The organism is Pelagibacterium lentulum, from assembly GCF_003992625.1.
Classification (GTDB): domain Bacteria; phylum Pseudomonadota; class Alphaproteobacteria; order Rhizobiales; family Devosiaceae; genus Pelagibacterium; species Pelagibacterium lentulum.
Genome location: NZ_RZMW01000041.1, coordinates 230,686 through 257,050, shown reverse-complemented (window position 1 = coordinate 257,050; position 26,365 = coordinate 230,686). Strand labels below are relative to the sequence as shown.

Here is a 26,365-nt window from a genome sequence, read left to right as displayed (position 1 = left end):
TATCGTACGGAGCTATCTATGTCAGAAAAGCAAATGACGGCCGTGGTTTGCCACGGTCCCCAGGACTACCGCGTTCAAACCATCGCCAGGCCGGTAGCCGGACCCAATGAGCTCGTGATCGCAATCGCGGCGTGCGGTATCTGTGCCTCGGACCGTAAATGCTGGTCGGGTGCGGGCATGTTCTGGTCCCAGCCTTGGGTCAAAGCGCCGGTCGTGGCCGGTCACGAGTTTTTCGGCTATGTCGAGGACATTGGCGAAGGCGCTGCCGAGCATTTCGGCGTTGCCAAAGGCGACACCGTTATCGCCGAACAGATCGTGCCTTGTGGCAAATGCCGCTATTGCCAATCGGGCAAATACTGGATGTGTGAAAAGCACGATATTTTCGGCTTTCAGCGCGAGGTAGCCGATGGCGGCATGGCCGAATTCATGCGCATTCCGTCAAACGCCAGGGTTCACAAGATCCCGGCCGATATGCCGTTGGAAGACGCGGCGATCATCGAGCCCCTTGCCTGTGCCATTCATACCGTCAATCGCGGTGACATCCAGCTCGACGATGTGGTCGTAATTGCCGGTGCCGGCCCTTTGGGCCTGATGATGACTCAGGTCGCGCATCTCAAGACTCCCAAAAAACTGATTGTCATCGACCCCGCCCATGAAAGGCTGGCGCTTGCAAAAACCTTCGGTGCCGATGTGGTGATCGATCCAACAGCAACCGATGCGGTCGCCGAGGTCAAGGCATTGACCGAGGGTTATGGCTGCGATGTCTATATCGAAGCCACCGGGGTTCCCGTAGGCGTGACTCAGGGTCTTGAGATGATCCGCAAACTGGGCCGGTTTGTCGAATTTTCGGTTTTCGGCAAGGAAACGAGTGCGGACTGGTCGATCATCGGCGACCGCAAGGAACTCGATCTGCGCGGGGCCCATCTTGGCCCGTACACCTATCCGGTTGCAATCGATTTGCTGGCCCGTAAACTGGTCACCTCCCAGGGTATCGTTACCGACCATTTTGATCTCAACGATTGGGATGAGGCGCTGAAAGTTTCAGAGCGCCCCGAGGCCGTGAAGGTTCTCTTGCGTCCCAATTTCCAACGCGCCGCGGAGTAGCTATGACCGCCTGTTATCTGGGCATAGACGTTGGTACGGGGAGCGCGAGGGCCGGCATTTTCGATGCCCAGGGCATCCTTCTTGCTCATGCCAAGACGGATATCTCGCTTTTCAGACAGGGCGAGTATATTGCCGAGCAATCGAGTGAGGAAATCTGGCAAGCGGTTTGCAGTGCGGTACGGCAGTCTCTTGCACTGGCCCGGATCGCGCCTGAACAAATTGGTGGCATCGGTTTTGATGCCACCTGTTCGCTGGTTGTGCTGGGCGAGAACGGCGCACCGCTCTCGGTCACGAGCGGGGATCAGACCGACCGCAACATCATCGTCTGGATGGATCACCGGGCGATCGATCAGGCCGAACGCATCAACGCGACCGGCAACGAGGTTCTGCGCTATGTAGGCGGCGCCATTTCCCCGGAAATGGAAACCCCTAAACTGCTCTGGCTCAAGGAGAACCTGCCCGCAACCTATGAGCAGGCATGGCAGTTTCTCGATCTCACCGATTTTCTCACCTGGCGCGCCACCGGCGATCTTGCGCGTTCGGTATGCACAGTCACCTGCAAATGGACTTATCTCAGCTATGAGAACCGCTGGAGTGCCGATTACTTTCGGGCCATCGGTCTTGAAGACTTGGCTGACGAAGGCTTTTCGCGCATCGGAACAACTGTGCTGACGCCCGGCACGGCGCTGGGTCAGGGCCTTACAAGAGAAGCGGCCGATCAATTGGGCCTGCTATCTGGAACGCCGGTTGCGGCAGGTCTGATCGATGCTCATGCCGGGGGCGTCGGCACTGTTGGCGCCAGCGGCCCGCAAGGGGACCTGACCTCGCGCATGGCCTATATTTTCGGCACATCGGCCTGTGCCATGGCCTCAACAAAAGACCCCGCTTTCGTCCCCGGCGTCTGGGGGCCATATTATTCGGCGATGGTGCCGGGCCTCTGGCTGTGCGAGGGCGGCCAGTCGGCTGCCGGAGCAGCCATCGATCATCTTCTGACCCATCACCCCTATTTCCCGGCAGCGCAGGAACGCGCCAAGACTGCCGGACTATCTGTTGCTGCATGGCTGGGCACTCAAGTCGCAGCGGCTGGCGCGGCGCCGCAAGCGATCGTCGAGCACGTTAAAGACCTGCACATCGTTCCTGAATTTCTCGGAAACCGGTCACCGCTTGCCGACCCGCACGCCAAAGCGATCATCGCTGGGCTCGATATGCGCAGCGACAAGCAGGCCTTTATCGACTTTTACCTCGCCGGCCTTTGCGCAATCGGTTATGGCGCGCGTCAGATTCTGACGGCACTGGCAGAGCAAGGTGTCATCGTCGATACGATTGCGATAAGCGGGGGCGCAGGCCAATCCGGCCTCGTGCGGCAAATCCTTGCCGACACAACCGGCATTTCTGTAGCAGCTTCAGATTGCCAAGAGCCTGTCTTGCTCGGCAGCGCCATACTGGGTGCCGTAGCGGCAGGTACTCATCGATCTGTCCACGATGCCATGGGGGCAATGTCGCGTCAGGGTGAAATCTATCACCCGGCACAAGGCGTGGTGGCCGAAAGCCATAAACGGCGTTTTGAAGTATTTGAGCATCTGCAGAAAACCGGCCAGAAAATTAGAAACATAGGGAACCTTTCATGACGTTTTCGGGAAAATCGGTGCTCGTAACCGGCGCTGGGAAAGGCATTGGCCGGGCAATCGCGGTCGCGCTCGCACGCCGTGGCGCGCATGTCGTGGCGATGACGCGCTCGGACCAAGACCTTGAAACGCTTGCAAAAGAAATTGAAATCACCCCTGTTCAAGTCGATCTTGCGAATGTGGAAGCCGCCAATTTTGCAGCCAAGAATGCCATGCCCGTCGATCTATTGGTCAATTGCGCTGGAACGACCGCACTTGATGCATTTGTCGACCTGAAAGTCGAAACCTACGATAACATCATGGCAGTCAATGCTCGGGCGCCAATGATCGTTGCGCAGCATTACGCGCGCTCGTGCATCGCACGCGGAACCGGCGGAGCCATCGTAAATGTCTCAAGCATCTCATCTTTTGTCGGCTTTTCTGAGCACACCGCCTATTGCGCGTCCAAGGGCGCACTCGATGCCATGAGCCGGGTCATGGCCAATGAACTTGGACCGCATGGGATCAGGGTCAATACTGTCAACCCAATTGTCACGCTCACACCGATGGCCCAGAAAGCCTGGAGCGATCCGGAAAAATCCGGGCCAGTGCTCTCCCGCATCCCGCTTGGCCGCTTTGTTGAGCCTGAGGAAGTTGCCAATACCGTAGCCTTTCTCTTGAGCGATGAAGCGGGTGCGATTACTGGCGAGTCTATTGTCATTGATGGTGGCTTCCGGGCGCGCTAGCGTGTCGAGCAGAAGCAGACCCCTGACCCTGATCAGGGTGAGGAAACGGTTTTGCGGTTCGGACACGCGACAAAACAAGGATTTAGCGCCAGGGATTTGATTCAATAAAATCCTGAACGGCACCGAGGCAATGGCATGCATCCATGCGACGTCTTGCGAAAACTATAGGCCGGGTATTGGCGGCCAGGCCTTGCAAGTGCCCGCTTTCAGGAGTTTGGCATTTCGCATAGGGTCTTGACCTGTGACTGTCAGGGGGGCATGTCGGTACAATTGGTCGAATGTATAAGTCCTGCTCACCGGGATTGGTGGGGTCGTCTCAACAGCACCGCTTTCGCCGGTCCTTATCCGCGCGATCTTTGAAGATCTTGCAAATATCGGCGCGCTTCAGGTTGGCATCTGGCCCAATCCCCTGCAGGGCAAGGTTTGGAAAGACGCCACTCCGGCCAATGCGTTCGTGCGCAAGCGCCAAGCAGAGGTTCTGGATTTATCTGGAGGATTTGATGTCGTCTGGCGCGAAAGAATTACCAGTCGCACCCGAAATTACTTCAATCGCGCCGAGAAGGCTGGATTGACCCTCCACCACGGCAATGGGCCCGACCTCGTTGAAAAATTCTACATGCTCTATGAAGCATCGATATTGCGGTGGGCCCAGCAAGCTGGTGAGCTACAATGGCTTGCGCAGTGGCGACTCAGGCATATCGATCCGCTGGACAAGTTCAAGGGTATGGCGCAAATGCTCGGTGATCGGTGCGGGATATGGCTGGCTTGTGCCGGATCAAAACCGGCAGCGGGAATTATTGTCATCAAAGACAAAAATGCTCATTACATGCGTGGTGCCATGGACCGGGATATCGCCGGCCCCTCTCATGCGAACGAATATCTACATGTACTGGCAATCCGCGATGCCTGTGAAAAAGGCTGCAATTACTATCAGATGGGCGAATCCGGCACGTCCAAACCCCTGACCCATTTCAAAAGGCGCTTTGGTGCAGTTTCTTACGACTATGAGGACTATCACCTTGAGCGCCTGCCGCTCTTGCGTATGGATATGACGATGCGCTCGCTGGTCAAGCGTGTCATTGGCTATCGGGGCGAGTAGTCAGGATATGGCGCAGGACGTTTGGAAATTGCGCCGTGATTGGACCCGGAGCGCCTATGCTTCATGTGGTGATCGGGCACGTATTCTGGCTATTGTAGTGCCAGATTCTTCCTCCGCCCCCGGACAATCCTTCATGACCAAAGATAGTCCCTGGCTCTAAGGCCTTGTTTTGGTGGACACGTTCGAGCGATTGCCGTTGCGTGCAAGCGCGAGCACTCATCAGTGAAAATCGCGGGATTTGGGTACAATGCGTGCATTGCGAGGATGACCATTATTGCGGCTCATGATCGGACGTTTAACTTCATCGGCCTTGCTCAGTTCAGGCACTATTTTTTGTGCTAAGGCAAATTGATCGAGCAGTTCGGAGTGATCGTGGACCGCATTCATGATGACGTGAATGACCTCTTCCTTGCTTTTCTGCACCTTGCCTTCAATTATGGCCAGTCGTGAGGCCATGAGTGGCCGCCGATAACGCTCGAAACGGCTGGCCCATAAAAGCCCATTGGCAATTCCGGTTTCATCTTCAAGCGTCATGAAAATGGCATTGCCGTTGCCCGGTCTCTGCCGCACGAGCACAAGACCTGCAACTTTGACCCATGCCCCATCGGGTTTGGCCGCAAGTCCGGCACAACTGGTAATGCCCTTAAGGTCCAGCTCATTGCGAATAAAGGTCATGGGATGGGCCTTTAGCGAAAGCCGGATGGTTTGATAGTCGGCAATGACATGTTCTGAAAGCGCCATTTGCGGCAGGTCTATTTCCGCTTCCTGTGCCAATTCCTGAGAGCGGGCGGCAGCAAAAAGCGGCAAAGGCGTATCTGCGGGCAACCTTTGGGCCGCCCATCCCGCTGCCCGTCGATCTAAGCCCAGCGAGCCGAAAGCGTCGGCATCTGCCAAAAGTGTGATTGCTCTATGGGGCCGCCCCGTGCGCTGCCAGAAGTCCTCGATGCTTTTGTAACCTTCGTTCCGTAAGGCGGTAAGACGCTCCGCCCATTCGGACTTAAAACCATCGATCTGACGAAAGCCGATACGCAAAGCCCTGTAGCGGCCTTGATGGGGTTCAAGCGTATTCTCCTTGAAGCTATGGTTGATATCGACAGGACGGACTTCGACCCCGTGCTCGCGCGCATCGCGCACGATCTGAGCCGGGGCATAAAACCCCATGGGCTGGGCATTGAGCAGGGCGCAGGCAAAAACATCGGGATAGTGGCATTTGATCCAGGCTGAAACATAGACCAGCTTGGCAAAGCTGGCCGCGTGGCTTTCCGGAAAACCATAATCGCCAAAGCCTTTGATCTGGTCGAAACAGCGTTTCGCAAAATCGCGCGTGTAGCCGCGACCTACCATGCGCTCCACCATCATGGTTTCAAACCGGCCGATCGTGCCATTGCGCCGGAAGGTCGCCATCGCCTTGCGCAACTGATTGGCTTCGACATCGGTGAATTCGGCCGCCACCATGGCGATTTTCATTGCCTGTTCCTGAAACAGGGGAACACCCAAAGTCCGCTCAAGCACATTGCGCAACTCATGGGGGTCATGTGGTGGTGCGGGCGATGGATAATCTACGTCCTCTTCATCGCTACGGCGGCGCAAATAGGGGTGGACCATGTTGCCCTGAATGGGGCCGGGCCTGACAATGGCGACTTGGATGACAAGGTCGTAGAAGACTTTCGGTTTCAGCCGGGGCAGCATATTGATTTGCGCCCGGCTTTCGACCTGAAAGACGCCGATGGAATCGCCCTTTTCGAGCATTTCATAAACTGCGGGATCATGCTCGATATCAGCAAGTTCGTAGTCCTTGCCATAATGGGTGTGCAGCAATTCAAAAGCCTTGCGGATACAGGTGAGCATGCCCAGAGCAAGCACATCGACCTTCATCATGCCCAGCCGGTCGATATCGTCCTTGTCCCATTCGATAAAGGTACGATCATCCATTGCCGCAGGGGCAATAGGAACATAGCTGTCGAGCCGGTCCTGGGTTAGAACGAAGCCGCCGACATGCTGGGACAGGTGCCGGGGGAAACCCAGCAGCCGGGAGGCAAAGCCCATGGCGCGCATGATGTGCGGATTATCCGGGTCAAGACCGGCTTGCTTTATGTGGTCTTTAATTGGCTTTTCCCGGCTCCAGCTTCCCCATACGGTCGAGGCGATGCGGGCCGTAATATCTTCGCTCAATCCCAGTGCCTTACCCACTTCACGGATAGCGCTTTTGGGACGGTAGCTGATGACCGTGGCGGCAATGCCGGCTCTGTGCCGGCCATAGGTCTGATAGATGTGCTGGATGATCTCTTCGCGCCGTTCATGCTCGAAATCGACATCGATATCGGGCGGCTCCTTGCGCTCCTTTGATAAAAAGCGCGCAAACAGTAATTCATGTTCGTTGGGGTCGACTGCCGTAATGCCCAGAACGTAACAAACGGCAGAATTTGCAGCCGAGCCACGCCCCTGGCACAAAATGCCCTTGTCGCGGGCTACTCGTACGATGTCGTTTATGGTGAGAAAATAGCAGGCATAATCGAAATCCGCGATCAGCTTGAGTTCATCGCGTAAAAGCGTTGCCACTTTTTCCGGTATGCCATCGCGATAGCGCATGCCCGCATGGCGCCATGTCAATTCTTCCAGCCATTGTTGTGGTGTCCAGCCAGGCGGAATCGGCTCTTCGGGATATTGATAACGCAGTTGCTTCAGAGAAAAGTCGATCTGCGAAAAAAGGTTCTGGGTTTCCGCTATGACTTGTGGCGCGAGAGAGAAAAGCCGGGCCATTTCTTCGGGTGATTTCAAATGACGCTCGGCATTGGCCTCAAGGCGTTTCCCGGCATTATCGATGGTGATCCCTTCCCGGATGCAGGTCAAAATATCCTGCAAATCGCGCTGCCCGGCATCGTGATAAAGCGGGTCATTGCTTGCAATCAGGGGCACATTGGCATCAGCGGCAAGTGCGCCAAGTTCATGGAGCTGGCGCAAATCGCTGCCGGTGTATCCCATGGTGGCGGCCAGCCACGTGGCATCGCGCGTGGCTTTTTTGAGTTGGGGTAGAATGGTCCTTAATATGCCGGTTTTCCGGGAAGGCATGACAACCAGCGCAAGGCCTGAACAGGAAAACAGAAGGTCGCCAAACTCCAGATCGCACAGGCCCTTCTGATTGTGCTTAAGGTTGCCCTTGGTCAAAAGGCGGCACAATTGTCCCCAGCCATCACGGTCTTTAGGATAGGCAACGATATCGGGCATGTTGCCGCCAAAGACCAGTCTTGCGCCAACGATAAGCTTGAAGGCCCTGGCTCTTTCCTGCAGTTGCTTTTGTGTGAAGGGGGCGAGCAGATCCCTGTGGCGGTCGATAAGGATATATTCGCCCGGACCGGACCCCTCGCGCAGCTTCTCCATCGGCAATATGCCCTCGCGCAAGTCCTCAAGAAGGGCATAAGCGCGCACCACGCCGGCCACGGAATTGCGATCGGCAATGCCTATCCCGCGATAGCCGAGCAAAAGCGCACTCAAAACCATATCTTGCGGATGGGACGCGCCGCGCAGAAAAGAGAAATTGGTGGCAGCAACAGGTTCGGAATAGGCGATCATGGAAACAATCCATGTATGAACCAGCGTACAGGGCCTTTCTCACGATCATAAAGACCGTACCGGAAAAGCCAGAATCGCAGGCCCTTATTGTCCTCAACGCGGAAATAGTCCCGTGTTAGCCTGTCGCGTGTTTCCCGCCACCATTCGGGGGCTATCCGTTCGGGTCCCTCGGCTAAGGCAATGTCATAAAAACTACCGCGCCATCGGAAACGCTTTGGCGGTCCATCTGGAACTTCAGCAATAACGGCCACTTCTTCAGGCTGGGGCATTAAAAAGAGCGGCCGGGTAATCGTGGCAGTGGAAGGCGGAAGCTCCCATGTTCCCGAGCCGGGTTTTTTCGACAGGGCCGGTATGGCGTAAGAGGCCCGTTCAGGTAGATGGCTGTTCAAAGGGATGAATTTTTGTATGGCCTTGGCGCCCAGCCGCGCTGACAGCCGGTCAATCAGACCGTTCAATTCCGTTTGCGGAACCTGATTGCTGTCAAGCCGGTTTTGCACCGATGGAGCGGTATCGGACTGGACAACTGCGAGCTGGATAATGTCAAAACCAAACCCTGGATCGAGCGGATCGGTCAGGGCGTCGAGGCGTAATTTTATAAGACGCAGCAACACATCGGGATCGCGCAGAGCCTGACCTGACAAAATATCGAGACGGCGCAAGGCGCCATCGGCACGAAAAAAAACCAGCTCGAAATGCCGCCCGCCCTGGGCTTTTTCGCCAAGTTTCTTGCAAAGTGCCACGCATAGACTTGCCAGAGCTTGCTCTATATCCTCCATGAGCCCGATCGGGTCGGAAAATTTCATATAGGCATGGAAACCGGGAACGGGGCGATGCGCGATGATCGGCTCGTCAATCTCTTCGAGCACCTGCGCGAGTTTATGGGTCAGAGCGCTTGAAAAGCGCGCAGCGAGCGGTTTGCGCGGCCGGGATGCAAGGTCGTTCAAGGACAAAAGACCGGCGCGCCTGAGAGCGAGCGTCGTTTTTTGATCGGCCTCAAGGGCATCGATGGGTAGGGCCAGAAGGTCTTGCCGGCTTTTGGGAGGCATCAGAATACCGCCCGTTCCAAAGCGACAGAAGGCGCGGGCCGCCTGTGCGGTTCCGGCTATGGCCGTTTTTGCCATGAAGCCCTGGCTCTTGAGGGTCTCGGCAAGATCCTTTTCAAGCAAGGCTTCCCCGCCGAAAAGATGAGCGCTGCCCGATATTTCAAGGATCAATCCGTCGGGATCCTGAGAGCATACAATAGGGGTATAGCGGTTACACCAGTTGGCAATCTTGATCAGCAAAAGCGCGTCGGCCTGCGGATCGTGGGGAAGAACCCGCATGTTGGGAACCTGCGATTTGGCATCGGCAAAGGTGAGCCCCGGTTTCAAGCCCAAAAGATAGGCTTGCGCGCTCGCTGCCGCGATGCGCAGGCTGCTGTCTTTTCTGGCCACGAGCACAAGTGGGCCGCTATCCTGCTTCGGCTGTAAGGGTTTGGACGTCTCTTTTCTTTCGATCCGTTCGGTCGAAAGATAGGGGAGCCAGAGAGCGAGATAGCGTCTTTTGATGGAAGCAGACATTTTCATGATCCCATTGCAGATGCCAGGTTTGTCCGGTTTGGCCCAGGCGATGCTTGAGCAGGGTTGCGGAAAAGGCCGGAATTCCGGGAAAGTTAAGGCCAAAATTTTGTGAAGGCGCGGATGCGACGGCCCATCGGGTGCGTGCAGGGCTGGGCGCATGCCTATTTCCGGTCCGCAAGACAAGAGCGGTAATGCCATGCTCTTGCGCAGCCAGTGAAAGGCGTCTTAGGGCCGTATGATCGAGAATGTGCGAGCGGCCCGGCAGGTCCAGGATCACCGCGCCCAGGCCGCAGCAATTGACGCCCTCAAACGCGGTGCGCAGCGCATCGGTTTCATCTGGCGCCACCACTTGCAGAACCTGTTGCGGATCAATTCCGAACCCTGCCAATCCTTGCCCGTAAAGAGTGCCGTACTTGGAGCTTTCCTTGGCAAGGCAGACCCACAAAAACGGCATTGCCATTCTGCCGGCACGCAGCGCAAGCGCGGCTGAAAATCCGGCGGCAGAAACCTTGTCCTGCCATGACGGGGCAAAAATCTCATGCAGCGCACCACGATCCAATCCGTTTCCAAGAGCGGTATCAAGTTCGGGCACGCCCAGCGTAAAAGCGCCATGGGGCTGTTCCGGTGTTGTTGAATGCACCAGAGCCCGCAAGTGACGCAGCGCATCCTGTGCTCTGCTCATTTCATATGTTCCTGTTTTGTTCTTTATTAAGGACTCAGAATCTGTCGAGAGTCAATCAGTGCGCGCGAAGAGAGAACCGCAGGCAAGGGTATTTTCGAACATGATATGGGCCACCTGCCAGACGGTTATCAACAGTCCGGGATCTGTCACACGAGTGTCGCGCAAGGTTCAAGAGCGTGTCGCACACTCGCGATAGGCCATGCACCGGACAAACTGGGGAACAGTCTCCGGGACATTCCACATTGAATTCCAACCATCGCTTTGGAGCAATCATGCTTGCGACCTTTACCCGTGGCACCCTGTTGGCCGCCCTTGCCCTGAGCCTCTCCTCGACCAGCATTCTGGCTCAGGACTGGCAATCTGAACTTCCCGCTTTTCGCGTCGGCCTTCTGGGCGGCGAGAACGAAGCCGACCGCCTGCGCAAGAACGAGTGCATGGTTGAGCAACTTGAAGAAGTCCTCGGCATCCCGGTCGAGCTGTATCCTGCTTCGGACTATGCCGGTGTAATGCAGGGCATGCTCGCCGGTCAGCTTGATTTTGGCGTGCTGGGCGCTTCGGCCTATGCCGGCATCTATCTTCAGGACGCAAATGCGGTTGAGCCTGTATTCACCTCGCTCGAAGCGGACGGTTCTGACGGATACTTCGCGCTGATGTATGCGCGTTCCGACAGCGGAATTGAAAGCCTCGAAGACATGGAAGGGCACTCGCTGGCTTTTGCCGATCCCAACTCTGCATCTGGCTACCTGATCCCCAAGGCAGAGCTGGAAATGGCCGGTATCGACATCGAAAGCTACTTTTCCTCCACCGGCTTTGGCGGCGGTCACGAGCAGGCAACGGTCGCCGTACTCAACGGTCAGTACGATGCCGGCGTCACATGGAGCTCGGGTGTAGGCGATCCTGCAAAGGGCTACTCGCGCGGCAATCTGACATCGATGGTCCAGAAGGGGCTGCTCGATATGGCCGACCTCAACATCATCTGGAAGTCGAACCTCATTCCAAACGGTCCGTGGGTTATCCGTCAGGCCGTGCCCCAGGAGGTCAAGGACATCGTGGCCGACTGGATGGAAAACCTGCCTGAAACCGATCGCGAATGTTACATCGAAATCTCGCAGGGCGACGGACAGGGCTTCAAGCGTGTCGGTCATGAGTTCTATGAGAACATCGTGGCCATGCGTCGCGCCGAACTCGAAGGTTCGCGTTAATTCAATGATTGGGGTGTGATGCCCCACCCGGACGGGCCGCACGCAAGTGTGGCCCGCTCGTTCATGTCCCGTCCGCATAAGCAGGGTGCACCATGCTCAAGCTCGACCGCCTCACCAAATCCTTCAAGAATCGCAACGCCGTAAACGCCATAAGCCTCGACATTCCCGAGGGTCAGATGGTGGGAATTATCGGGCGCTCTGGTGCGGGCAAATCCACTCTTTTGCGCATGCTCAACAGGCTCGCTGAACCAACCGGCGGTTCCATCATCATCGATGGCCGCGACATTACCGCGCTCAAGGGGCGCGATCTGCTGGCCTGGCGCGCGACCTGCGCCATGGTGTTCCAGCAGTTCAATCTGGTTGGCCGTCTCGATGTCATAACCAATGTGATGACAGGGCGCCTTTACCATCACAATTTCCTCGCCTCCATGCTGCAATTGTTTACCGATGAGGATCGCGCCCGCGCCATTCGCGCGCTCGATCGGCTTGGCATGGCACACACGGCACTCCAGCAGGCCGATACACTGTCTGGCGGACAGATGCAGCGCGTTGCCATCGCGCGTGCACTGGTGCAGGAGCCACGCTTCCTTCTGGCGGACGAACCCATCGCCTCGCTTGATCCTCTTAATGCCAAGATCGTCATGGACGCGCTGCGTACCATCAACCAGGACGATGGCATCACCGTCATCTGCAATTTGCATACGCTCGATACAGCCCGCGCCTATTGCGACCGCATCATCGGGCTGGCCGACGGCAACCTGGTGTTCGACGGCGCACCTGAGGCACTCACCGAAGCCAAGGCACGAGAAATCTATGGTGCTGAAAGCGCGGAAGCCTTCTCGGAGGGCTTGACCTCTACAACGCTCGACTTTCCGATACCGGCAGCGGCAATGGCTGCGGCGCAACCTGAATATGCAATGGGGTTGGCCCGGTGAGCTATACCGATATTGCGGGTGCTGGCGCGCCGCAACAACCCAACCCCACTGATCAGTTTGAAGCGCATCGCAAACAGATGCGCCGCGAAAAGCTGGCGATGAATCTGCTTTTTGGCGCCTTGTTTATCGTTACGCTTGCTATTTCAATACACGTCTCGCGCTTTTATCCCGACCGTCTCGCGGCGGGCATACCGCGCATATTTGAGTATTTCGGCACCATCATGCCGCATCTCGAATGGCAGGTTCTATTCGAGGGCCGCAATGAAGCCGGGCGCGCGACACCAGGATCTTTGGCATTCTGGTTTGCCGATCTCGAACTTTATCTGCGCTTGATCATCGAGACGATTTTCATGGCGCTAACGGCAACCATGCTGGGTGCCGCGGCGGCATTTTTGCTGTGCTTTCCGGCTGCCAAAAATCTTGCGCCAAACAGTGCAATTTTCTGGATCTCGCGACGTTTCATGGAGCTATGTCGCGGGGTCCCAGAAATTTTGTATGCTCTTATTCTTGTCTTTGCGGTTGGCATCGGGCCCATTGCAGGGGTTATCGCGATTGCCATTCATACTGCTGGCGCCCTGGGCAAACTCTTTGCAGAGGTAAACGAAAACGCATCGTTGCGCCCCGTTGAAGGCATCAAGTCAGTTGGCGGAAACTGGTTCGAGCAGATGCGATACGGTGTCGTGCCGCAAGTGCTGCCGAACTTTACCTCTTACACATTGCTGCGTTTTGAAATCAATGTGCGCGCCTCCTCGATTGTCGGCTTTGTCGGCGCTGGCGGCATCGGATCGGAGCTTAATCGCGTCATTTCGCTTTACTCCGATGACCGCGTGGTCGCGGTCCTTATCCTCATCGTTCTCACGGTCACGCTGATCGATCTTTTGTCCGAGCAGTTGCGCTTTTATTTCATCGGCAAGGAAAACCTGAAATGACACCGGCCTCCACGCTGAGCCAGAACGACATAGTTTGGGCACGCGCGCAGCATCCGCAAGTCTTTAACGTCAAAGGCAAGCGCATTGTTTTTGCACTGATCTGGGCGGTGATCATTGCCTATCTCATTGGATCGCTCTGGTATTTCGATATCGGTCGATTTGCCAGTGCGTCTGACCGCGCCTGGCGGCTGATATCGGCGATGTTTGTATGGCGCGACATTGAGACCTGGCAATTCGGTTCGATCTATACAGCAATCGCCCAGACCCTGGCCATGGCTTTCCTGGGCACGCTTTTGGGTTCTATAGCAGCCCTTTTCATCGGGTTCCTCGCGGCACGTACCACAATGCCCATACCCTTCGTGCGCCAGATCGTGCGCCGCATCCTCGATGTGTTCCGTGGCGTCGATCAGCTTGTGTGGGGGCTTGTTTTTGTCCGCGCTGTCGGGCTCGGCCCGCTGGCTGGCGTATTGGCAATCTTCATCTCGGACATGGGCACGCTCTCAAAGCTCTATTCCGAAGCACTGGAGAATATCGACCGAAAGCAGGTCGAAGGCGTTCGCGCAACGGGGGCAGGGCCGATCAAGGTCATGCGTTACGGCTATCTGCCACAAGTGCTGCCAGTCTTTATTTCGCAATCGCTTTATTTCTTTGAATCGAGCACCCGCAGCGCCACCATTCTGGGGCTTGTCGGTGCTGGCGGCGTGGGCATGATCATTATCGAGCGGTTCCGGGCCAATTATTTTGACCAGGTGACTTTCGTTGTGCTCAATGTGCTGGTCTGCGTTTATGCCATCGACTGGATTTCCAAGAAAATCCGCGAACGCTATATCGGTGAGCAGGCCCATTAGCCACAAAAGCCTGATCGAAGCAGAGTAGCGGTCAAGCTATCGTCACATAAATCAACTAGAGCGGCAGCTCCCAGGAGGCACCGCACATCGTTCCGGACAACAATACCATGCGCTATGCAATCTATTTCACACCCGGTCCATCCGATGCGCTGACCCGGACCGCATCACAATGGTTGGGGCGCGACGCTTTTTCACGCGAGGCTATCGCACACAAAGCACATGGCAAGCTGTCAGCCGCGGAGGTTGCCGGGATAACCAGTTCGCCGGGTCGCTACGGCTTTCACGCCACGCTCAAGGCGCCCTTCCGCCTTTCCGCAAAAGAAACCGAGGCCTCGCTTGTTGCGGCGCTGGAAGCATTTGCATCGGCAAGTGAACCGTTTGAGGTGCCTCAAATGGTTGTCGGCAATCTGGGCGGTTTTTTCGCAATCATACCTAGCGAAACGAACGAAGCGCTCGACCAGTTTGCAGGGCAGGTCGTTTCCGGTTTTGAAAAGTTTCGCTCGCCTTTGACCGAGGCCGATATTGCCCGGCGCAGTCCGGACCACTTAAGTCCGGCCGAATTGCAGAACCTGCACGATTGGGGCTACCCTTATGTGTTCGAATCTTTTCGTTTCCACATGACTCTTTCAAACAGGGTGCCGCTTCAGGAACGCGATAAGATCGCTGTCGAACTTGAGGCGCTGTTCGGGCCGCTGCTGGCTCGCCCGTTCGCGATTGATGGCCTGGCTCTGTTTGTCGAACCCGAACCCGGCGCGCCATTTCATGTTCATTCCCTCTTCCCCTTGGGATCGGCTGCCGAAAGAAAGACCGCTTGAAAATGACGACAGAAACCGTTCTCAGAAATGCCCGCATCGTTTTGTCCGACGATGTAATCGAAGGGAGCATCGTCATCCGTGACGGGGCGATAGCCGGTATCGATACAGGCGCCTCTCAGGTTGGCGAGGACATGGAAGGCGATTTGATCCTGCCGGGCCTGATCGAGCTTCATACCGATCACCTTGAAAACCATTACTCGCCGCGGCCAGGTGTCCGCTGGCCTGTCATGTCGGCCATCCATGCTCATGACGCGCAGATCGCGACTTCGGGGATTACGACCGTTTTTGACTGCCTGCGCATGGGCAGTGACGAGGACGATGGCTTTAAGGTTGGTGAGATGCGCTTTCTCGCCGATGCGATCCATGCCGCCGAGGACCAGGGGCGCCTGCGCGCCGAGCATTTCATACATTTGCGCTGCGAAGTCTCGGCGTCCGACGTCATGGACAGCTTTGCCGAGTTTGAGGGAGACGGCCGAGTGAAGCTGGCTTCGCTGATGGATCACGCGCCTGGCCAGCGCCAGTTCCAGTCGATGGAACAATATACCCTTTACTACAAGACAAAGCGCGGCTTGACCGATGCAGAGTTCGAGAAGTTCTGTGCGGGCCGGATCGCCAATTCGCAACAGAATTCGGCCCGTCATCGCAAGCTGATCTCCGACTATTGCAATGCCAATGGCATCGCGCTTGCCAGCCATGACGATGCAACAATCGATCACGTGGCCGAGGCGATCGAGCAGGGCGTCAGAGTTGCCGAGTTTCCGACCACGATCGATGCGGCGCGTGCGTCCCATGATGCAGGGATGAAGGTGCTCATGGGCGGCCCCAACATTGTCCGCGGCGGATCGCATTCGGGCAATATTGCAGCATCCGAGCTTGCAGCGCTTGGCATTCTCGATGTGATTTCCTCCGACTATGTTCCATTTTCAATGCTGCAGTCGGTCTTTGCGCTCAGTGAGGGCGTGCACGAGATCAGACTTCCCGATGCGGTTGCCAAGGTGACATCGAACCCTGCAGATGCGGTCGGGCTTGCCGATCGCGGCCGGATAGCGCCGGGTTTCCGAGCCGATCTCATACGGATCCGCAAGTTTGATGATGTTCCGCAGGTTCGCTCGGTCTGGCGCCAGGGTCTCCGGGTTGCCTGATGGCATCCGGCGCGTTCATTGCGGTTGTGGGACCGAGCGGAGCGGGTAAGGATTCGATCCTCAATTTCGCCAAGCGCCGCTTTGTTGAGAGTGAAACGGTGACTTTTGTGCGCCGGTTCATCACGCGCCCCGGCGAAGATGCAACCGAAGATCATATACCGGTCACTGAAGACGACTTTCTCGACGCAGATCACAGCAATCGCTTTGCGCTGAGTTGGCACGCGCATGGCCTTCGTTACGGCATTCCAATCGCGACAATAGAGCAGGTGCGCTCGGGAACGACGGTTGTTGCAAATCTCTCGCGTACGATGATTGCCGAAGCGCGTCAGCGTTATGGCTTATGCTTTGCCGTTGCGGTCTCGGTCGACGCACAGGTGCTCAGGCAGCGGCTCGAAGCGCGCGGACGCGAAACCCGCCAGGAAATCGAACACCGGCTTGCGCGCATGGATTTTTCTCCACCGCAAGGGGTCGACATTGTGATCGAAAACAATGGCCCGCTTGAGCTTGCTGGCGAGCAATTGTGCGGGGTCATCGCTTCTGTCGGAGCACATAAAGCCCAGCTGCGCTTGCAGGCGCGGGTTTAAGTCGATCAGGCATATCGGCGGGCAGATTGCGGCAGGACGAATGGCGCATTGCCCGGCGGGACGACTCCAAGCTGCATCGGGCATCCGAAAACGGACTCTATCAGCGTATTGGAAAGCACGTCCTGGCAACCGCCCTGGGCCACCATTCCCCCTCGGCTCATCACCCCAATTGAATCGGCATACATGGCAGCAAGGTTAAGGTCGTGAAGGATCGCAATCACCCCGCCTCCAGCATTGGCATAATCGCGCGCGATATCCATGATGTGCAATTGATGACGGACATCGAGGCTCGATATGGGCTCGTCGAGCAGAAGATAGCGCGGCTGCCCGTCCAAAACGGGCTCCCATACCTGACACAATACGCGCGCCAATTGTACGCGCTGCTGCTCGCCGCCCGAAAGCTCGCTGTAATAGCGCCCGCCAAAGCCGGACATGTCCACACGCGCAAGCGCGCGTTCGGGCAAGCGCTCGGCATCTGTCGCGCTTACGCCAGCAACGCCTCCCGACAAGCCCAGCCTGACCACTTCATGGACCGAAAAAGGAAAAGTCAGCACACTCGATTGCGGTAGGACAGCGCGCAAGGCGGCCGCCTGATAGGGCTTGAGGGCCTTGGTCGAGATGCCGTTTATGCTGACATCGCCACCAGCATTTATCTCTCCGGTCAGTGCCTTGAGAAGCGTTGTCTTGCCCGATCCATTCGGGCCGACAATAACGGTTACTTCACCGGGCCGGGCCGTAAAATCGACTTTGCGCAAAATGGGACGGCCAGCGATGGCATATGTGATGTTTTGGGCTTGGTACATGTCGATTTACCAGGCGAGGTGATGGCGGCGCCGCAGAAGGATATAGAGAAAAAACGGACCCCCGACGCTGGCCGTTACGATGCCGATCGGTAACTCGGCAGGCGCGACGATGATCCTGCTCACTGCATCTGCAAACAAAAGAAAAGCAGCACCCAGAATAGCGGACGCCGGCAGGAGATATTTGTGATCCGGCCCGATCAGGATGCGCAAAAGATGCGGCACCACGATGCCGACAAACCCGATGCCGCCACTGACGGCAACCGCCGCCCCCACACAGGCTGCGACAGCCCCGATCGCAGTATTTTTTAATCGCTGCACATCAATGCCCATGTGATGGGCCGAGGCTTCGCCCAGCGTCAGGGCGTTGAGCCCGCGCCACAGCATCATCGAAACAACAATACCGGCAACCATCAACGGCCCCGCGGCCAAAATTTTGGTCCAGTTTGCCCCGGCAAGCGAACCCAGTCCCCAGAATGTGAGGTCGCGCAATTGCGCATCATTGGCAATATAGACAAGCATCCCGGTTACGGCGCCCGAAAGCGCACCGATTGCAATGCCCGCCAACAGCATCGTGGCGATGGCAGTTTGCCCCCGCGAGGTCGAAACGCGGTAAAGAATGATCGTGGTCAGGGCTCCACCGCCAAAAGCGGCAAGAGGAATCGAATATATGCCCATAATGGCGACCAGGGGGGCCAGCGCTGTGCCACCGAGAACAATGAACAATACAGCTCCGAGCCCTGCTCCCGCCGATACGCCCACAAGTCCTGGATCGGCCAGGGGGTTGCGGAACATGCCCTGCATAACGACGCCTGAAACGGCGAGGCCTGCTCCAACGAGTACGCCCAGCACCATGCGCGGGAGGCGAATGTCGTTGATAATAATCATGGCGCGAACGGCAGAGGCATCGTCTGGCGCAACAAGCCCCAACCAGATACGCATTGCGTCGATGGCGGAAACATTGGAGGCGCCAGTAAATAGGCTCAGGCCCATCGCGACTATCAAAAGCGCGACAAGTCCGAAAAGCACGAGGCGGGCAACACTGCTCCTGTCACCTGCAGGAGCCGATACCATTGCCTGCCGCATGGCAAAAATCGTCATTGCGCAGGCTCCGGCGCACCGTAAATCGCATCAGCCAGATCGAGCGCTGCCGCCGCGGCACGCGGCCCAAAGCCAAGCAGATAGGAACCATCCATGCGGATCACGCTTCCGGTCTGCCCGGCATTGGTCAAGGCAATAGCCGGATGCGAGAGCAATTCATCTTCGCTTGCAGCGTGGTCTCCGCCTCGATCCATAACCAGTACCAGATCGGGATTTGCGGTGATGATGGCTTCCTCGCTCAACTGCCGATAGCCTTCATATTCGGTTATCGCATTGCGGGCACCGGCAAGCGCGATAATGCCGTCCGCCGCCGTTCCTGTCCCTGCAGCATTGACGCGCCCGCCGACCATCGACAGAACAAAAAGCACGGATTTGGGCTGCTCGATCTTTGAAATGCGATCTTGAACCGCATCGAAATCGGCCTGGATACGACCGATCAGCGCTTCGGCCTCGTTTTCAGCATTCAACGCCTCACCAACGGTACGAACTTTGGTAATTACACCGTCCTGAGTGAAAATTTCCGGGACAAAGACGATGGGCACGCTCGCGTTTTCAAGCACCTCGATTGCATCGATCGGACCAGAGCCTTCCAGCGCGATAATGGCCGACGGTTCGACCGAGAGCACACCTTCAGGGGCCAGTGCCCGCATATAGCCGACATCAGGCAGTTGAAGGGCTTGGTCCGGATAGGTCGCCGTTGAATCGCGCGCGACCAGGAGATCGTCTTTCCCAAGCTCATAAATGATCTCAGTGATCGAGCCGCCGATCGAAATCAACCGCGACGGATCGGCAAACGGGGTCACTTCCTGTGCGCCGATAGGCAAGGCGAGGGAAATTGCAGCCAACAGCGAAAATGGAATTGAGCGCATAATGTCCCTCACGCCGCAGCGTTTTGTGCCAGTGTCGGAAGAGAGCCAAGCGCTTCGCGCCAAAGCGGGCGCTCGTCATGGCCTTCCACGCGCTTGCCGAAGAACTGAATGATGAGCTTGCCGTTCTCGTCATAGGTTTCCAGCGAGGTTACAAAGCCGTCGCTTGTGGGTTTGCGCACGACATAGGCGGAAACAATGTGGTCGGTGCGCAAATGCAGATGGAAGGTTTCGTCCATGACATTGAGCCAAGGCCCCATCATCGCGGTCTTATGGATCGGGCCGGAGTGGATCTGAATGCAGCCAGTATTGCCAACAAAGGCCATAATGGGCACCCCACTGTGCTTGACCATATCGAACATCGCCGCAACCGCGTCTGTCTCTACGGGGCGCACATAGTCGGGGCCGGCCATCTGCAACGCCTGATGGCGTGGCAGGTTGAGATCGCGCAGCATTCCAAAAAACTGGTGGGTATCGGTCAGTTTGCTCCAGGCGCTGCGCAATGCGTCGGCATCGGCCTGCGGCCGTGCGGCATCGACAGCTTCGATGTCGGGCACAGGCTCGCAATCCTGAAACTGGCTCTGATCCTCGTTGAGCAGCTTTGCCACGAGCCCATCATAGGCGTCTTTGTCGGATTCAGGACGCAGATGGATCTTGTGAACCGCATCACCTGCCGCATCGAAGAACTGCATCGAATGGCGTGGGCCGTCATCGGTCTGCTTGGTGACGGCAAATCCCGATATCCATTTGCGTTGAAAAATACGCAGGTCGATCTGCTCGCCAAGCACCATGGCATTATGAGCGCCGACATGAACCTTTTCATAAGGGCCGATCTTTTCATGCACTGCACTCTCATTGCGTGTCAGCGCCATAACGGTGCCAAGCGATTTGGCGCCCTCGAGCAAGACCGCAATGTCGATTTTAAGACGAGTTGCATTCTGCCCAACGAAAGCCGCAACAAGCTGCGCTTCGCTGATTTTATGAATACGCGCAAAATCCCGTTCGCGCATCTGGGGTTGAGCCGCACGCAGATCGCGAATGTCCTGTGGGGTTAGCGGTGAGGTCATCTTGAAATCCTATTTGTTCAAAATCAGCTTGCCCTGTCGGGTGATCCGCAACCGGTAGAGCGTGCCATCGTGATCGATCTCGATCTCCTGGGCCTCGCCGAAAAGCTTGGCGGACGAGATCGTCTGAGGCCGTTCGGAAGGCTTCTGCATGAGACTTTGCTTTTCTCCTGAGGGGGCGTCCGGCATTTTAAGGGGCCACAAATCCTTGCATTCACCACCACAAGCAGCCTTTGCACCAAGCTTGGGTGTATTCATGATTTCAATAATCAAGTTTATTTGCAAGTCAATAGTTGACTCTTATAATCATGTTTTATATGGGACGGGTCGAAATCCGAATGTGGCCAGATAAGGGCCGCGCGGTACAACGCAGCAAGCCAGCCTTCCGCCAGCCAGCATCGCGACTTTCTATGCGCTTAGAAGGAGCAATCGAATGCAGGTCCCCGCAGGTGCGACTGGCAAGAACTTTCCCCATACTCCCCGGACCGATAGCGGATCCTTGTCGCAATATGTCTTGCGTGGGCTTTTGCTTGCGGGTGTCGCTTATGGCGCCATGGCAGGCGTTGCGCTTGCCCAGGGCGCGGACGACAGCGCGCTATGTGCGGATCCTTCCGATTTGTCCCAAGCCACATTCTGCGATATTGCCGCGGGCACAACGCTTCTCGATGCCCTGACGGTCATCAGCCGCACCGGCGAATCGCCGATTGAGTCCATGGCTTCTGTCAGCAGGATCGATGCTCAAACACTTGCCCAGCGTATGCCGGCTACGGCAAACGATATTTTCTTTGGCACGCCCGGCATTGCAATCCAGACCGATGCCCGCCGGGCCGGCTCGGCCGCCAATATCCGTGGCTTGCAGGATTTCGGCCGCGTTCAGGTCATCGTTGACGGCGCCCGGCAGAACTTCCAGCGCTCGGGGCATGGCACGTCGTCGATGTTCTTTGTCGACCCCAATCTGCTCGAATCCGTGGAAGTGGTCCGTGGGCCGGTCGCCAATACTTACGGCTCCGGCGCAATTGGCGGCGTGGTCATGTTCAACACCAAGAGCGCCAATACGTTCCTTCTGCCGGACGAAGACTATGCGCTTACGACGACCGCCGTTTATGACAGCAATGCGCGCGGTATCACAACAAGCGCGACGGGCGCCGTGCGCTTGTCAGAAAACGCGGACATCCTGGCCAATGTCGTCTGGCGCGATTTCGGTGATTACACCGGCGGTGATGGAAACGATGTTGTAGGCACGAGCTTTGATGTCCTGAGTGGGCTGGTGAAAGGCACAATCCGTCCGACCGATTTCAGCGAATTGACGCTAGCATGGAACGGGTCACGCAATAGCTGGGAGGAAGGCAGCGGGGCCCGGCAAGCAGACGCACTGCAAAATACATTCTCTGTTCAATACGAGTTTGACGATCCGGACAATGACTGGCTCGATCTGCATATCAATGCGTCAGTCAATCTGGTCGACCTGACAGCAACCAATCTCACGGATTTGAGGCGCTGGTCTGAAGCCGCAGGCACTTTCGTGACCGTGCCTGCAGGGTCGGAAACCGGTTACGATCTGGCCACTTACGGGTTTGACATCTGGAACACATCGCGACTCACAACCGGTGTTGTTGAGCATGAATTGACCTATGGCGGTGATATCGTCTTTGACGATGTTACAACTGCCAATCCGCTTGGCGGGGATGACTCTTACACGCCCTCCGGCCAACGGACTGTGGGCGGCGCCTATATCCAGAACAAGATGACTTATGACTGGCTCGAAGTGGTCGGCGCAGTGCGTTACGACGTCTTCAATCTGGAAAGCGATGCCGGGTCGTCTTCCGGTTCGCGCCTATCGCCACGCTTGACCGTTGGCGTTTCCCCATTTGACGATGGGCCGCTGGAAGGACTGCAATTTTACGGCACCTATGCCGAAGGTTATCGCTCTCCGGCGATTACCGAGACGCTCATAAATGGCATGCACCCGGCCGGGGTTGTGTTCCCGTTTCTTCCAAACCCCGACCTTGCACCTGAAACCGCAAAGACGTGGGAATTTGGCGTGAACTACGCCGCTGACAGCCTGTTCACTCACAATGACAGTCTCCGGCTCAAGGCAGCCTATTTTGACAACGCCATCGACAATTATATCGGGATGAACTCCTCGATCCCGACCGGAACGGCGGGTTGTGCAGCGCCCGGCCCTGGTCCGATTTTTGGTCCCGGATTCCCGCCGACCGTCATCGGTTATTACCCTGGTACATGTGCGCAATATCAGAATTTCGCTTCTGCCGAGATTCGCGGCTTTGAGCTTGAAGCGCTCTATGATCAACAGACCTGGTTTGCCGGTTTGAGCGCCTCGATCATCGAAGGGCACAGAATTGAAGGCGGCATCAAGTCCCCCCTCGTATCGATACCGACCACGCAAGTTACCGGGCAGGCAGGTGTAAGGCTGCTCGAAGGCGCCTTGACCGTCGGCGGCGAAGTGCAACGCAATTGGGCACCGGAAGGCGTAACGATGGACGATTATACGCTGGTCAATCTGTTTGCCAGTTACCAGGCTGCCGACAATGTCGAATTGAACCTGCGTGTCGATAATCTTTTCGATGTCAGCTACGCCAAGCCGCTCAATGTGGGCACAACATCAACGGTTTATGAACCCGGTATCAGCTTCAAGCTGGGCGCCACCGTGCGCTGGTAAGCCGTATCACTCAGATCGTTTGATAAACAGGCCGGGGCGTTGAGCGCCCCGGCTTTTTGGGTTCTTAAATCTCTGCGCTTGCGGCGCGCAGTTCGGGAAGATTGGGCGCAAGCTCGACCCATTTTGCGTCATAGCGTTCAATCAGGTCAGCCACGTCGGCCTCGCCAACCGTGCTGATGGCTATGCCTGTCTCTTCAAAAGCGGTAAGCAGCCCGGCTTCGTTGCCGACGAGTTCATCGACTTGGGCTTCGAGTGCGGTCTTGGTCGCCCGGTCGAGGATTTCGCGATCCGCTTCGGGCAAGCCCTGCCAGACCCGGCCGGAAACAAGCGCGACCATCGGCATGAAGAGCGCGTTCATATGCAGGATACTTTGCGTGACCTGATCGAACCGCTGGTTCCACGAGAAATCAAGGTCTGCTTCAAGGCCATCGACCTGCCCGTTGGCGATCGCGTCATAGACCTGTGGGGTCGGAATCGGCGTCGGAGCCGTGCCGAGCAATTCATAAAAATCGCGGAAGGCCGGGGTGGTATGGGTGCGTAGCTTCATGCCCTGCAAGTCGGCGACAGAATTGACTTCGCGATTGGCAAAGACCGAACGCATGCCGGTAATGCCCCAGCCAAGGCCGATCGTGCCGGTTTCAGCGGGCAGGAGATCAAGCAATTCGAGCACTTTGGGATGCCGGATCAGATCGGGAATCTTGGCGGTCGACTGCACAAGATAAGGCGCGTTAATCGCCGCGATCTGCGGGATGCGTGTGCCCAGTTCAGCGGTCTGAAGCCATGCGAAATCCAATGCGCCGGTTTGCAACTGCTGGAGCATGGCCGCTTCGGTGCCCAACTGACTGGCGTGGAAAACGGTGAGGTCGAGGCGACCGTCCGATTCCTCGGCAATCATTTCGGCTGCCGCAAGCGCCGCATTGTTCCACGGATGGCCAGGAGGGGTTGCGATCCCCAGGCGGAAGCTCTGCGACTGGGCGAGTGCCAGACTGGGTGTAAAGAGCGTTGTGGAGGCAGCGGCGGCGGCCGAAGCTCCGAGAAACGTTCTGCGGTTCAGTTTCATAGTGATGATCCCTTTGCTTTATGGTTTGCGGATGAACAGGCGCCTAGCGGGAAAGCACCGTGGAGAAGAACGGGAAGATCGAGAGAATGACGAGGATGGCCGCCGTTGCCAGAAAGAACGGCAAGGTCACAACGAATAGCCGTGACGGTTTCACCCCGGTAACGGCCGAAGCGACATAAAGGCAAAGTCCCACCGGCGGCGTCATGAAACCCAGAACCAGGTTGATGACGACAACGACCCCGAAATGAAATGGATCGATGCCGTAAACCTCGGTTGCGATGGGCAGCAGGATGGGCACGGTCATAATGAGCGCCGGAGCGCCGTCGATTACCGTTCCGATAAATAGCAGGATCAGATTGACCAGCAGCATGAAGGTAATCGGATCCTGCGCGACGGTCTGAATCCAGGCGGCAACCTGCTGGGGCACGCGCCCATAGGTCAGGACCCAGGAAAACACGCCGGCCGCTGCCACAAGAAAGAGGATGATCGCCGAATAGCCTGCTGCCCGCATCAGAAGGCGCGGCATTGCGCTAAGTTTGAGATCCCCGATCCAAAGCCAGCCGATCAGGAGCGCAGCAACGACGCCGACCGCTGCCGCTTCGGTGGGATTGGCAAAGCCGCCCATGATCGAGCCGACGATAACGAGGGGAATAAGCAGTGTGGGCAACCCATCGATAATTGCCTTCAAGCGCACCGGCCAGGGTTGGCGTTCATTGACCGGGTAGGGATAGAAAAGCCCAAGAATCGCGATCAGTCCGAGAAACGACCCCGCCAGCATCAGCCCTGGGATAAGCCCGGATAACAGCATATTGCCGACCGAAATCTGGGCCAGCACGCTATAGACGACAAACATGATCGATGGGGGAATGATCGGTCCGAGAATGCCGGAGTAAACCGTCAGTCCGGCGGCGAAATCGCGGCGATACCCCTGGCGCTCCATTTCCGGAACCATGACGCGCGACATAACCGCAACCTGGGACGAGGCCGAGCCCATGATCGAGGCGACAAACATATTGGCAACAAGGTTCACATAGGCCAGCCCGCCCCGCAGTGTGCCGATAAAGGCCAAAGCCATCTGCACAATGCGCCCGGTGATGCCGCCCGCGTTCATGATATCGCCGATAAGGATGAAAAGCGGGATGGCAATAAGGCCGTAATTGCCGGCGCTATCGAAAAGCTGGGTCGGCATGGACGCGTAAAGCAGTGTATTGCCGTCCAGATAAAGAAAGAGAATTGCTGCCAGACACAGGCAGATGCCGATGGGCGCACCCACCAGCATTGCTGTCAGAAATGCTGCACCGGTCCACATCAGACCGCCTCCTCTTCAAATCCGGACCGAACCTTGCGCTCGACAAGCCCGGCCTCTTCGAGAAGGTTGGCAAGTCCGTGAATGACAAGACAGACCGAAAACAGCGGGATAACCAGCATCACTGCCCAACGTGGCCAAACCAGCGTTTGGGTGAATTCGGTATAAAGAAAGTTGAACGTCTGCCCGGCGAAGGCGCGTGCGTCAAAGCCCGCGGACGCGATGCCGACCGGATCGAGCATGATCCATGACATCCACGCCAGAGCCAGCCCAAAGACGATGATTAAAACAATCGAACCGGCCCGGATGAGCGGCCCGAGGCGTTTTGGTGCGATATCGGCGAGAAAAGTCACCGCAAAATCGAGCCGGAGCCGGGACATTGCTGAGGTTCCGATAAAGGCCAGCCAAACCATGGTGAAAACCGCAAGCTCATCGATCCAATAGATCGGGGAGCCGGCATAGCGGGTTACAACATTGGTCAGGATGATGACGGCAAGGCCAGCAAGCAGCAGGGCGGCAATCCGCAATTCAACAAAGAGCAGGCCGTTGGAGAAGCCGACCCATATTCGTGCGGGCAGCGGTTCTTTTGCATGTGCCAAACCCATGCCGGTCCTCCTGCTTTCAATCGTCCATTCGCTCGGACGCACGAAAGGGTTCCTGTCAGTGCGG

Annotated in this window: 23 protein-coding genes; 12 read left to right on the top strand and 11 right to left on the bottom strand. The window is 56.9% G+C overall.

Going from position 1 to position 26,365, the window contains the following annotated elements:
* The first annotated feature begins 18 nt into the window (after positions 1-18).
* The 4 genes from EO133_RS14870 (at position 19) to EO133_RS14855 (ending at position 4,553) form a co-directional block, all read left to right on the top strand.
* Positions 19-1,104, top strand: a complete 1,086-nt coding sequence (locus EO133_RS14870; protein WP_127073426.1) for a zinc-binding dehydrogenase — start codon at positions 19-21, stop codon at positions 1,102-1,104.
* 2 nt (positions 1,105-1,106) lie between these two features.
* Positions 1,107-2,732, top strand: coding sequence for an FGGY-family carbohydrate kinase (locus EO133_RS14865; protein WP_127073425.1), 1,626 nt, complete (start codon positions 1,107-1,109; stop codon positions 2,730-2,732).
* Positions 2,729-3,454, top strand: coding sequence for an SDR family oxidoreductase (locus EO133_RS14860; protein ID WP_127073424.1), 726 nt, complete (start codon positions 2,729-2,731; stop codon positions 3,452-3,454). Before EO133_RS14865 ends, EO133_RS14860 begins: the two co-directional genes overlap by 4 nt.
* 454 nt (positions 3,455-3,908) lie before the next feature.
* Positions 3,909-4,553: a GNAT family N-acetyltransferase gene (locus EO133_RS14855; protein WP_164735033.1), complete on the top strand. Its 645-nt coding sequence runs from the start codon at positions 3,909-3,911 to the stop codon at positions 4,551-4,553.
* Positions 4,554-4,772: 219 nt separating this feature from the next.
* On the opposite strand, the gene EO133_RS14850 is transcribed toward EO133_RS14855, so the two are convergent.
* The 3 genes from EO133_RS14850 to EO133_RS14840 are packed head-to-tail and all read right to left on the bottom strand — an operon-like array spanning position 4,773 to position 10,364.
* The gene (locus EO133_RS14850; RefSeq protein WP_127073422.1) at positions 4,773-8,123 is read right to left on the bottom strand and encodes an error-prone DNA polymerase; all 3,351 of its coding nucleotides are present in this window, start codon (positions 8,121-8,123) and stop codon (positions 4,773-4,775) included.
* Complete coding sequence (locus EO133_RS14845; RefSeq protein WP_127073421.1) at positions 8,120-9,682, bottom strand: Y-family DNA polymerase; 1,563 nt, start codon at positions 9,680-9,682, stop codon at positions 8,120-8,122. The genes EO133_RS14850 and EO133_RS14845 overlap by 4 nt, the downstream gene beginning before the upstream one ends.
* Positions 9,573-10,364 (bottom strand): ImuA family protein, encoded by a 792-nt coding sequence (locus EO133_RS14840; protein ID WP_127073420.1) that lies wholly within the window; start codon positions 10,362-10,364, stop codon positions 9,573-9,575. The genes EO133_RS14845 and EO133_RS14840 overlap by 110 nt, the downstream gene beginning before the upstream one ends.
* A gap of 272 nt (positions 10,365-10,636) precedes the next feature.
* Here EO133_RS14840 and phnD point away from each other — a divergent pair, with 272 nt between their 5' ends.
* From phnD to phnN, 7 genes are all read left to right on the top strand, one after another.
* Positions 10,637-11,566 (top strand): phosphonate ABC transporter substrate-binding protein, encoded by a 930-nt coding sequence (phnD, locus tag EO133_RS14835; RefSeq protein WP_127073419.1) that lies wholly within the window; start codon positions 10,637-10,639, stop codon positions 11,564-11,566.
* Positions 11,567-11,658: 92 nt separating this feature from the next.
* A complete protein-coding gene (phnC, locus tag EO133_RS14830; protein WP_127073418.1) occupies positions 11,659-12,501 on the top strand; it encodes a phosphonate ABC transporter ATP-binding protein in 843 nt (280 codons plus the stop codon).
* On the top strand, positions 12,498-13,430 hold the full coding sequence (phnE, locus tag EO133_RS14825) for a phosphonate ABC transporter, permease protein PhnE (RefSeq protein ID WP_206513526.1): 933 nt from the start codon (positions 12,498-12,500) through the stop codon (positions 13,428-13,430). The genes phnC and phnE (EO133_RS14825) overlap by 4 nt, the downstream gene beginning before the upstream one ends.
* A complete protein-coding gene (phnE, locus tag EO133_RS14820) occupies positions 13,427-14,278 on the top strand; it encodes a phosphonate ABC transporter, permease protein PhnE (protein WP_127073417.1) in 852 nt (283 codons plus the stop codon). The genes phnE (EO133_RS14825) and phnE (EO133_RS14820) overlap by 4 nt, the downstream gene beginning before the upstream one ends.
* A 107-nt stretch (positions 14,279-14,385) precedes the next feature.
* Positions 14,386-15,093 (top strand): DUF1045 domain-containing protein, encoded by a 708-nt coding sequence (locus tag EO133_RS14815; protein WP_127073416.1) that lies wholly within the window; start codon positions 14,386-14,388, stop codon positions 15,091-15,093.
* Positions 15,094-15,095: 2 nt separating this feature from the next.
* Positions 15,096-16,235, top strand: a complete 1,140-nt coding sequence (locus EO133_RS14810) for an alpha-D-ribose 1-methylphosphonate 5-triphosphate diphosphatase (RefSeq protein WP_127073415.1) — start codon at positions 15,096-15,098, stop codon at positions 16,233-16,235.
* Positions 16,235-16,819 (top strand): phosphonate metabolism protein/1,5-bisphosphokinase (PRPP-forming) PhnN, encoded by a 585-nt coding sequence (gene phnN, locus EO133_RS14805; RefSeq protein WP_127073414.1) that lies wholly within the window; start codon positions 16,235-16,237, stop codon positions 16,817-16,819. Before EO133_RS14810 ends, phnN begins: the two co-directional genes overlap by 1 nt.
* Before the next feature lie 5 nt (positions 16,820-16,824).
* On the opposite strand, the gene EO133_RS14800 is transcribed toward phnN, so the two are convergent.
* From EO133_RS14800 to hemP, 5 genes are read right to left on the bottom strand one after another with little or no spacing between them, the layout of a single operon-like run.
* Complete coding sequence (locus EO133_RS14800; RefSeq protein ID WP_127073413.1) at positions 16,825-17,622, bottom strand: heme ABC transporter ATP-binding protein; 798 nt, start codon at positions 17,620-17,622, stop codon at positions 16,825-16,827.
* A gap of 6 nt (positions 17,623-17,628) precedes the next feature.
* Positions 17,629-18,720 (bottom strand): FecCD family ABC transporter permease, encoded by a 1,092-nt coding sequence (locus EO133_RS14795; protein WP_127073412.1) that lies wholly within the window; start codon positions 18,718-18,720, stop codon positions 17,629-17,631.
* Positions 18,717-19,589, bottom strand: coding sequence for a heme/hemin ABC transporter substrate-binding protein (locus EO133_RS14790; RefSeq protein WP_127073411.1), 873 nt, complete (start codon positions 19,587-19,589; stop codon positions 18,717-18,719). Before EO133_RS14790 ends, EO133_RS14795 begins: the two co-directional genes overlap by 4 nt.
* An 8-nt stretch (positions 19,590-19,597) precedes the next feature.
* Positions 19,598-20,653 carry a hemin-degrading factor gene (locus EO133_RS14785; RefSeq protein ID WP_127073410.1) on the bottom strand — a complete coding sequence of 352 codons (1,056 nt, stop codon included), beginning with the start codon at positions 20,651-20,653 and terminating at the stop codon, positions 19,598-19,600.
* Positions 20,654-20,662: 9 nt separating this feature from the next.
* Positions 20,663-20,803: a hemin uptake protein HemP gene (gene hemP, locus EO133_RS14780; RefSeq protein ID WP_244640592.1), complete on the bottom strand. Its 141-nt coding sequence runs from the start codon at positions 20,801-20,803 to the stop codon at positions 20,663-20,665.
* Between the two features lie 280 nt (positions 20,804-21,083).
* Between hemP and EO133_RS14775 the strand changes: the two genes are divergently transcribed.
* Positions 21,084-23,330: a TonB-dependent receptor domain-containing protein gene (locus EO133_RS14775; protein ID WP_244640594.1), complete on the top strand. Its 2,247-nt coding sequence runs from the start codon at positions 21,084-21,086 to the stop codon at positions 23,328-23,330.
* Positions 23,331-23,394: 64 nt separating this feature from the next.
* Here the strand turns inward: EO133_RS14775 and EO133_RS14770 are convergent, their stop codons facing one another.
* From EO133_RS14770 to EO133_RS14760, 3 genes are read right to left on the bottom strand one after another with little or no spacing between them, the layout of a single operon-like run.
* Positions 23,395-24,390 (bottom strand): TRAP transporter substrate-binding protein, encoded by a 996-nt coding sequence (locus tag EO133_RS14770; RefSeq protein WP_127073409.1) that lies wholly within the window; start codon positions 24,388-24,390, stop codon positions 23,395-23,397.
* 43 nt (positions 24,391-24,433) lie between these two features.
* A complete protein-coding gene (locus tag EO133_RS14765) occupies positions 24,434-25,699 on the bottom strand; it encodes a TRAP transporter large permease (protein ID WP_127073408.1) in 1,266 nt (421 codons plus the stop codon).
* On the bottom strand, positions 25,699-26,301 hold the full coding sequence (locus EO133_RS14760) for a TRAP transporter small permease (protein WP_127073407.1): 603 nt from the start codon (positions 26,299-26,301) through the stop codon (positions 25,699-25,701). The genes EO133_RS14765 and EO133_RS14760 overlap by 1 nt, the downstream gene beginning before the upstream one ends.
* Positions 26,302-26,365: the final 64 nt, after the last annotated feature.

What these genes read in the sequence shown, in the direction of transcription:
- EO133_RS14870 (WP_127073426.1), top strand. Translation starts at nt 19, where the DNA reads ATGTCAGAAAAGCAAATGACGGCCGTGGTTTGCCACGGTCCCCAGGAC.
- EO133_RS14865 (WP_127073425.1), top strand. Translation starts at nt 1,107, where the DNA reads ATGACCGCCTGTTATCTGGGCATAGACGTTGGTACGGGGAGCGCGAGG.
- EO133_RS14860 (WP_127073424.1), top strand. Translation starts at nt 2,729, where the DNA reads ATGACGTTTTCGGGAAAATCGGTGCTCGTAACCGGCGCTGGGAAAGGC.
- EO133_RS14850 (WP_127073422.1), bottom strand. Translation starts at nt 8,123, where the DNA reads ATGATCGCCTATTCCGAACCTGTTGCTGCCACCAATTTCTCTTTTCTG.
- EO133_RS14845 (WP_127073421.1), bottom strand. Translation starts at nt 9,682, where the DNA reads ATGTCTGCTTCCATCAAAAGACGCTATCTCGCTCTCTGGCTCCCCTAT.
- EO133_RS14840 (WP_127073420.1), bottom strand. Translation starts at nt 10,364, where the DNA reads ATGAGCAGAGCACAGGATGCGCTGCGTCACTTGCGGGCTCTGGTGCAT.
- phnD (WP_127073419.1), top strand. Translation starts at nt 10,637, where the DNA reads ATGCTTGCGACCTTTACCCGTGGCACCCTGTTGGCCGCCCTTGCCCTG.
- phnC (WP_127073418.1), top strand. Translation starts at nt 11,659, where the DNA reads ATGCTCAAGCTCGACCGCCTCACCAAATCCTTCAAGAATCGCAACGCC.
- phnE (WP_127073417.1), top strand. Translation starts at nt 13,427, where the DNA reads ATGACACCGGCCTCCACGCTGAGCCAGAACGACATAGTTTGGGCACGC.
- EO133_RS14815 (WP_127073416.1), top strand. Translation starts at nt 14,386, where the DNA reads ATGCGCTATGCAATCTATTTCACACCCGGTCCATCCGATGCGCTGACC.
- EO133_RS14810 (WP_127073415.1), top strand. Translation starts at nt 15,096, where the DNA reads ATGACGACAGAAACCGTTCTCAGAAATGCCCGCATCGTTTTGTCCGAC.
- phnN (WP_127073414.1), top strand. Translation starts at nt 16,235, where the DNA reads ATGGCATCCGGCGCGTTCATTGCGGTTGTGGGACCGAGCGGAGCGGGT.
- EO133_RS14800 (WP_127073413.1), bottom strand. Translation starts at nt 17,622, where the DNA reads ATGTACCAAGCCCAAAACATCACATATGCCATCGCTGGCCGTCCCATT.
- EO133_RS14795 (WP_127073412.1), bottom strand. Translation starts at nt 18,720, where the DNA reads ATGACGATTTTTGCCATGCGGCAGGCAATGGTATCGGCTCCTGCAGGT.
- EO133_RS14790 (WP_127073411.1), bottom strand. Translation starts at nt 19,589, where the DNA reads ATGCGCTCAATTCCATTTTCGCTGTTGGCTGCAATTTCCCTCGCCTTG.
- EO133_RS14785 (WP_127073410.1), bottom strand. Translation starts at nt 20,653, where the DNA reads ATGACCTCACCGCTAACCCCACAGGACATTCGCGATCTGCGTGCGGCT.
- hemP (WP_244640592.1), bottom strand. Translation starts at nt 20,803, where the DNA reads ATGCAGAAGCCTTCCGAACGGCCTCAGACGATCTCGTCCGCCAAGCTT.
- EO133_RS14775 (WP_244640594.1), top strand. Translation starts at nt 21,084, where the DNA reads ATGCAGGTCCCCGCAGGTGCGACTGGCAAGAACTTTCCCCATACTCCC.
- EO133_RS14770 (WP_127073409.1), bottom strand. Translation starts at nt 24,390, where the DNA reads ATGAAACTGAACCGCAGAACGTTTCTCGGAGCTTCGGCCGCCGCCGCT.
- EO133_RS14765 (WP_127073408.1), bottom strand. Translation starts at nt 25,699, where the DNA reads ATGTGGACCGGTGCAGCATTTCTGACAGCAATGCTGGTGGGTGCGCCC.
- EO133_RS14760 (WP_127073407.1), bottom strand. Translation starts at nt 26,301, where the DNA reads ATGGGTTTGGCACATGCAAAAGAACCGCTGCCCGCACGAATATGGGTC.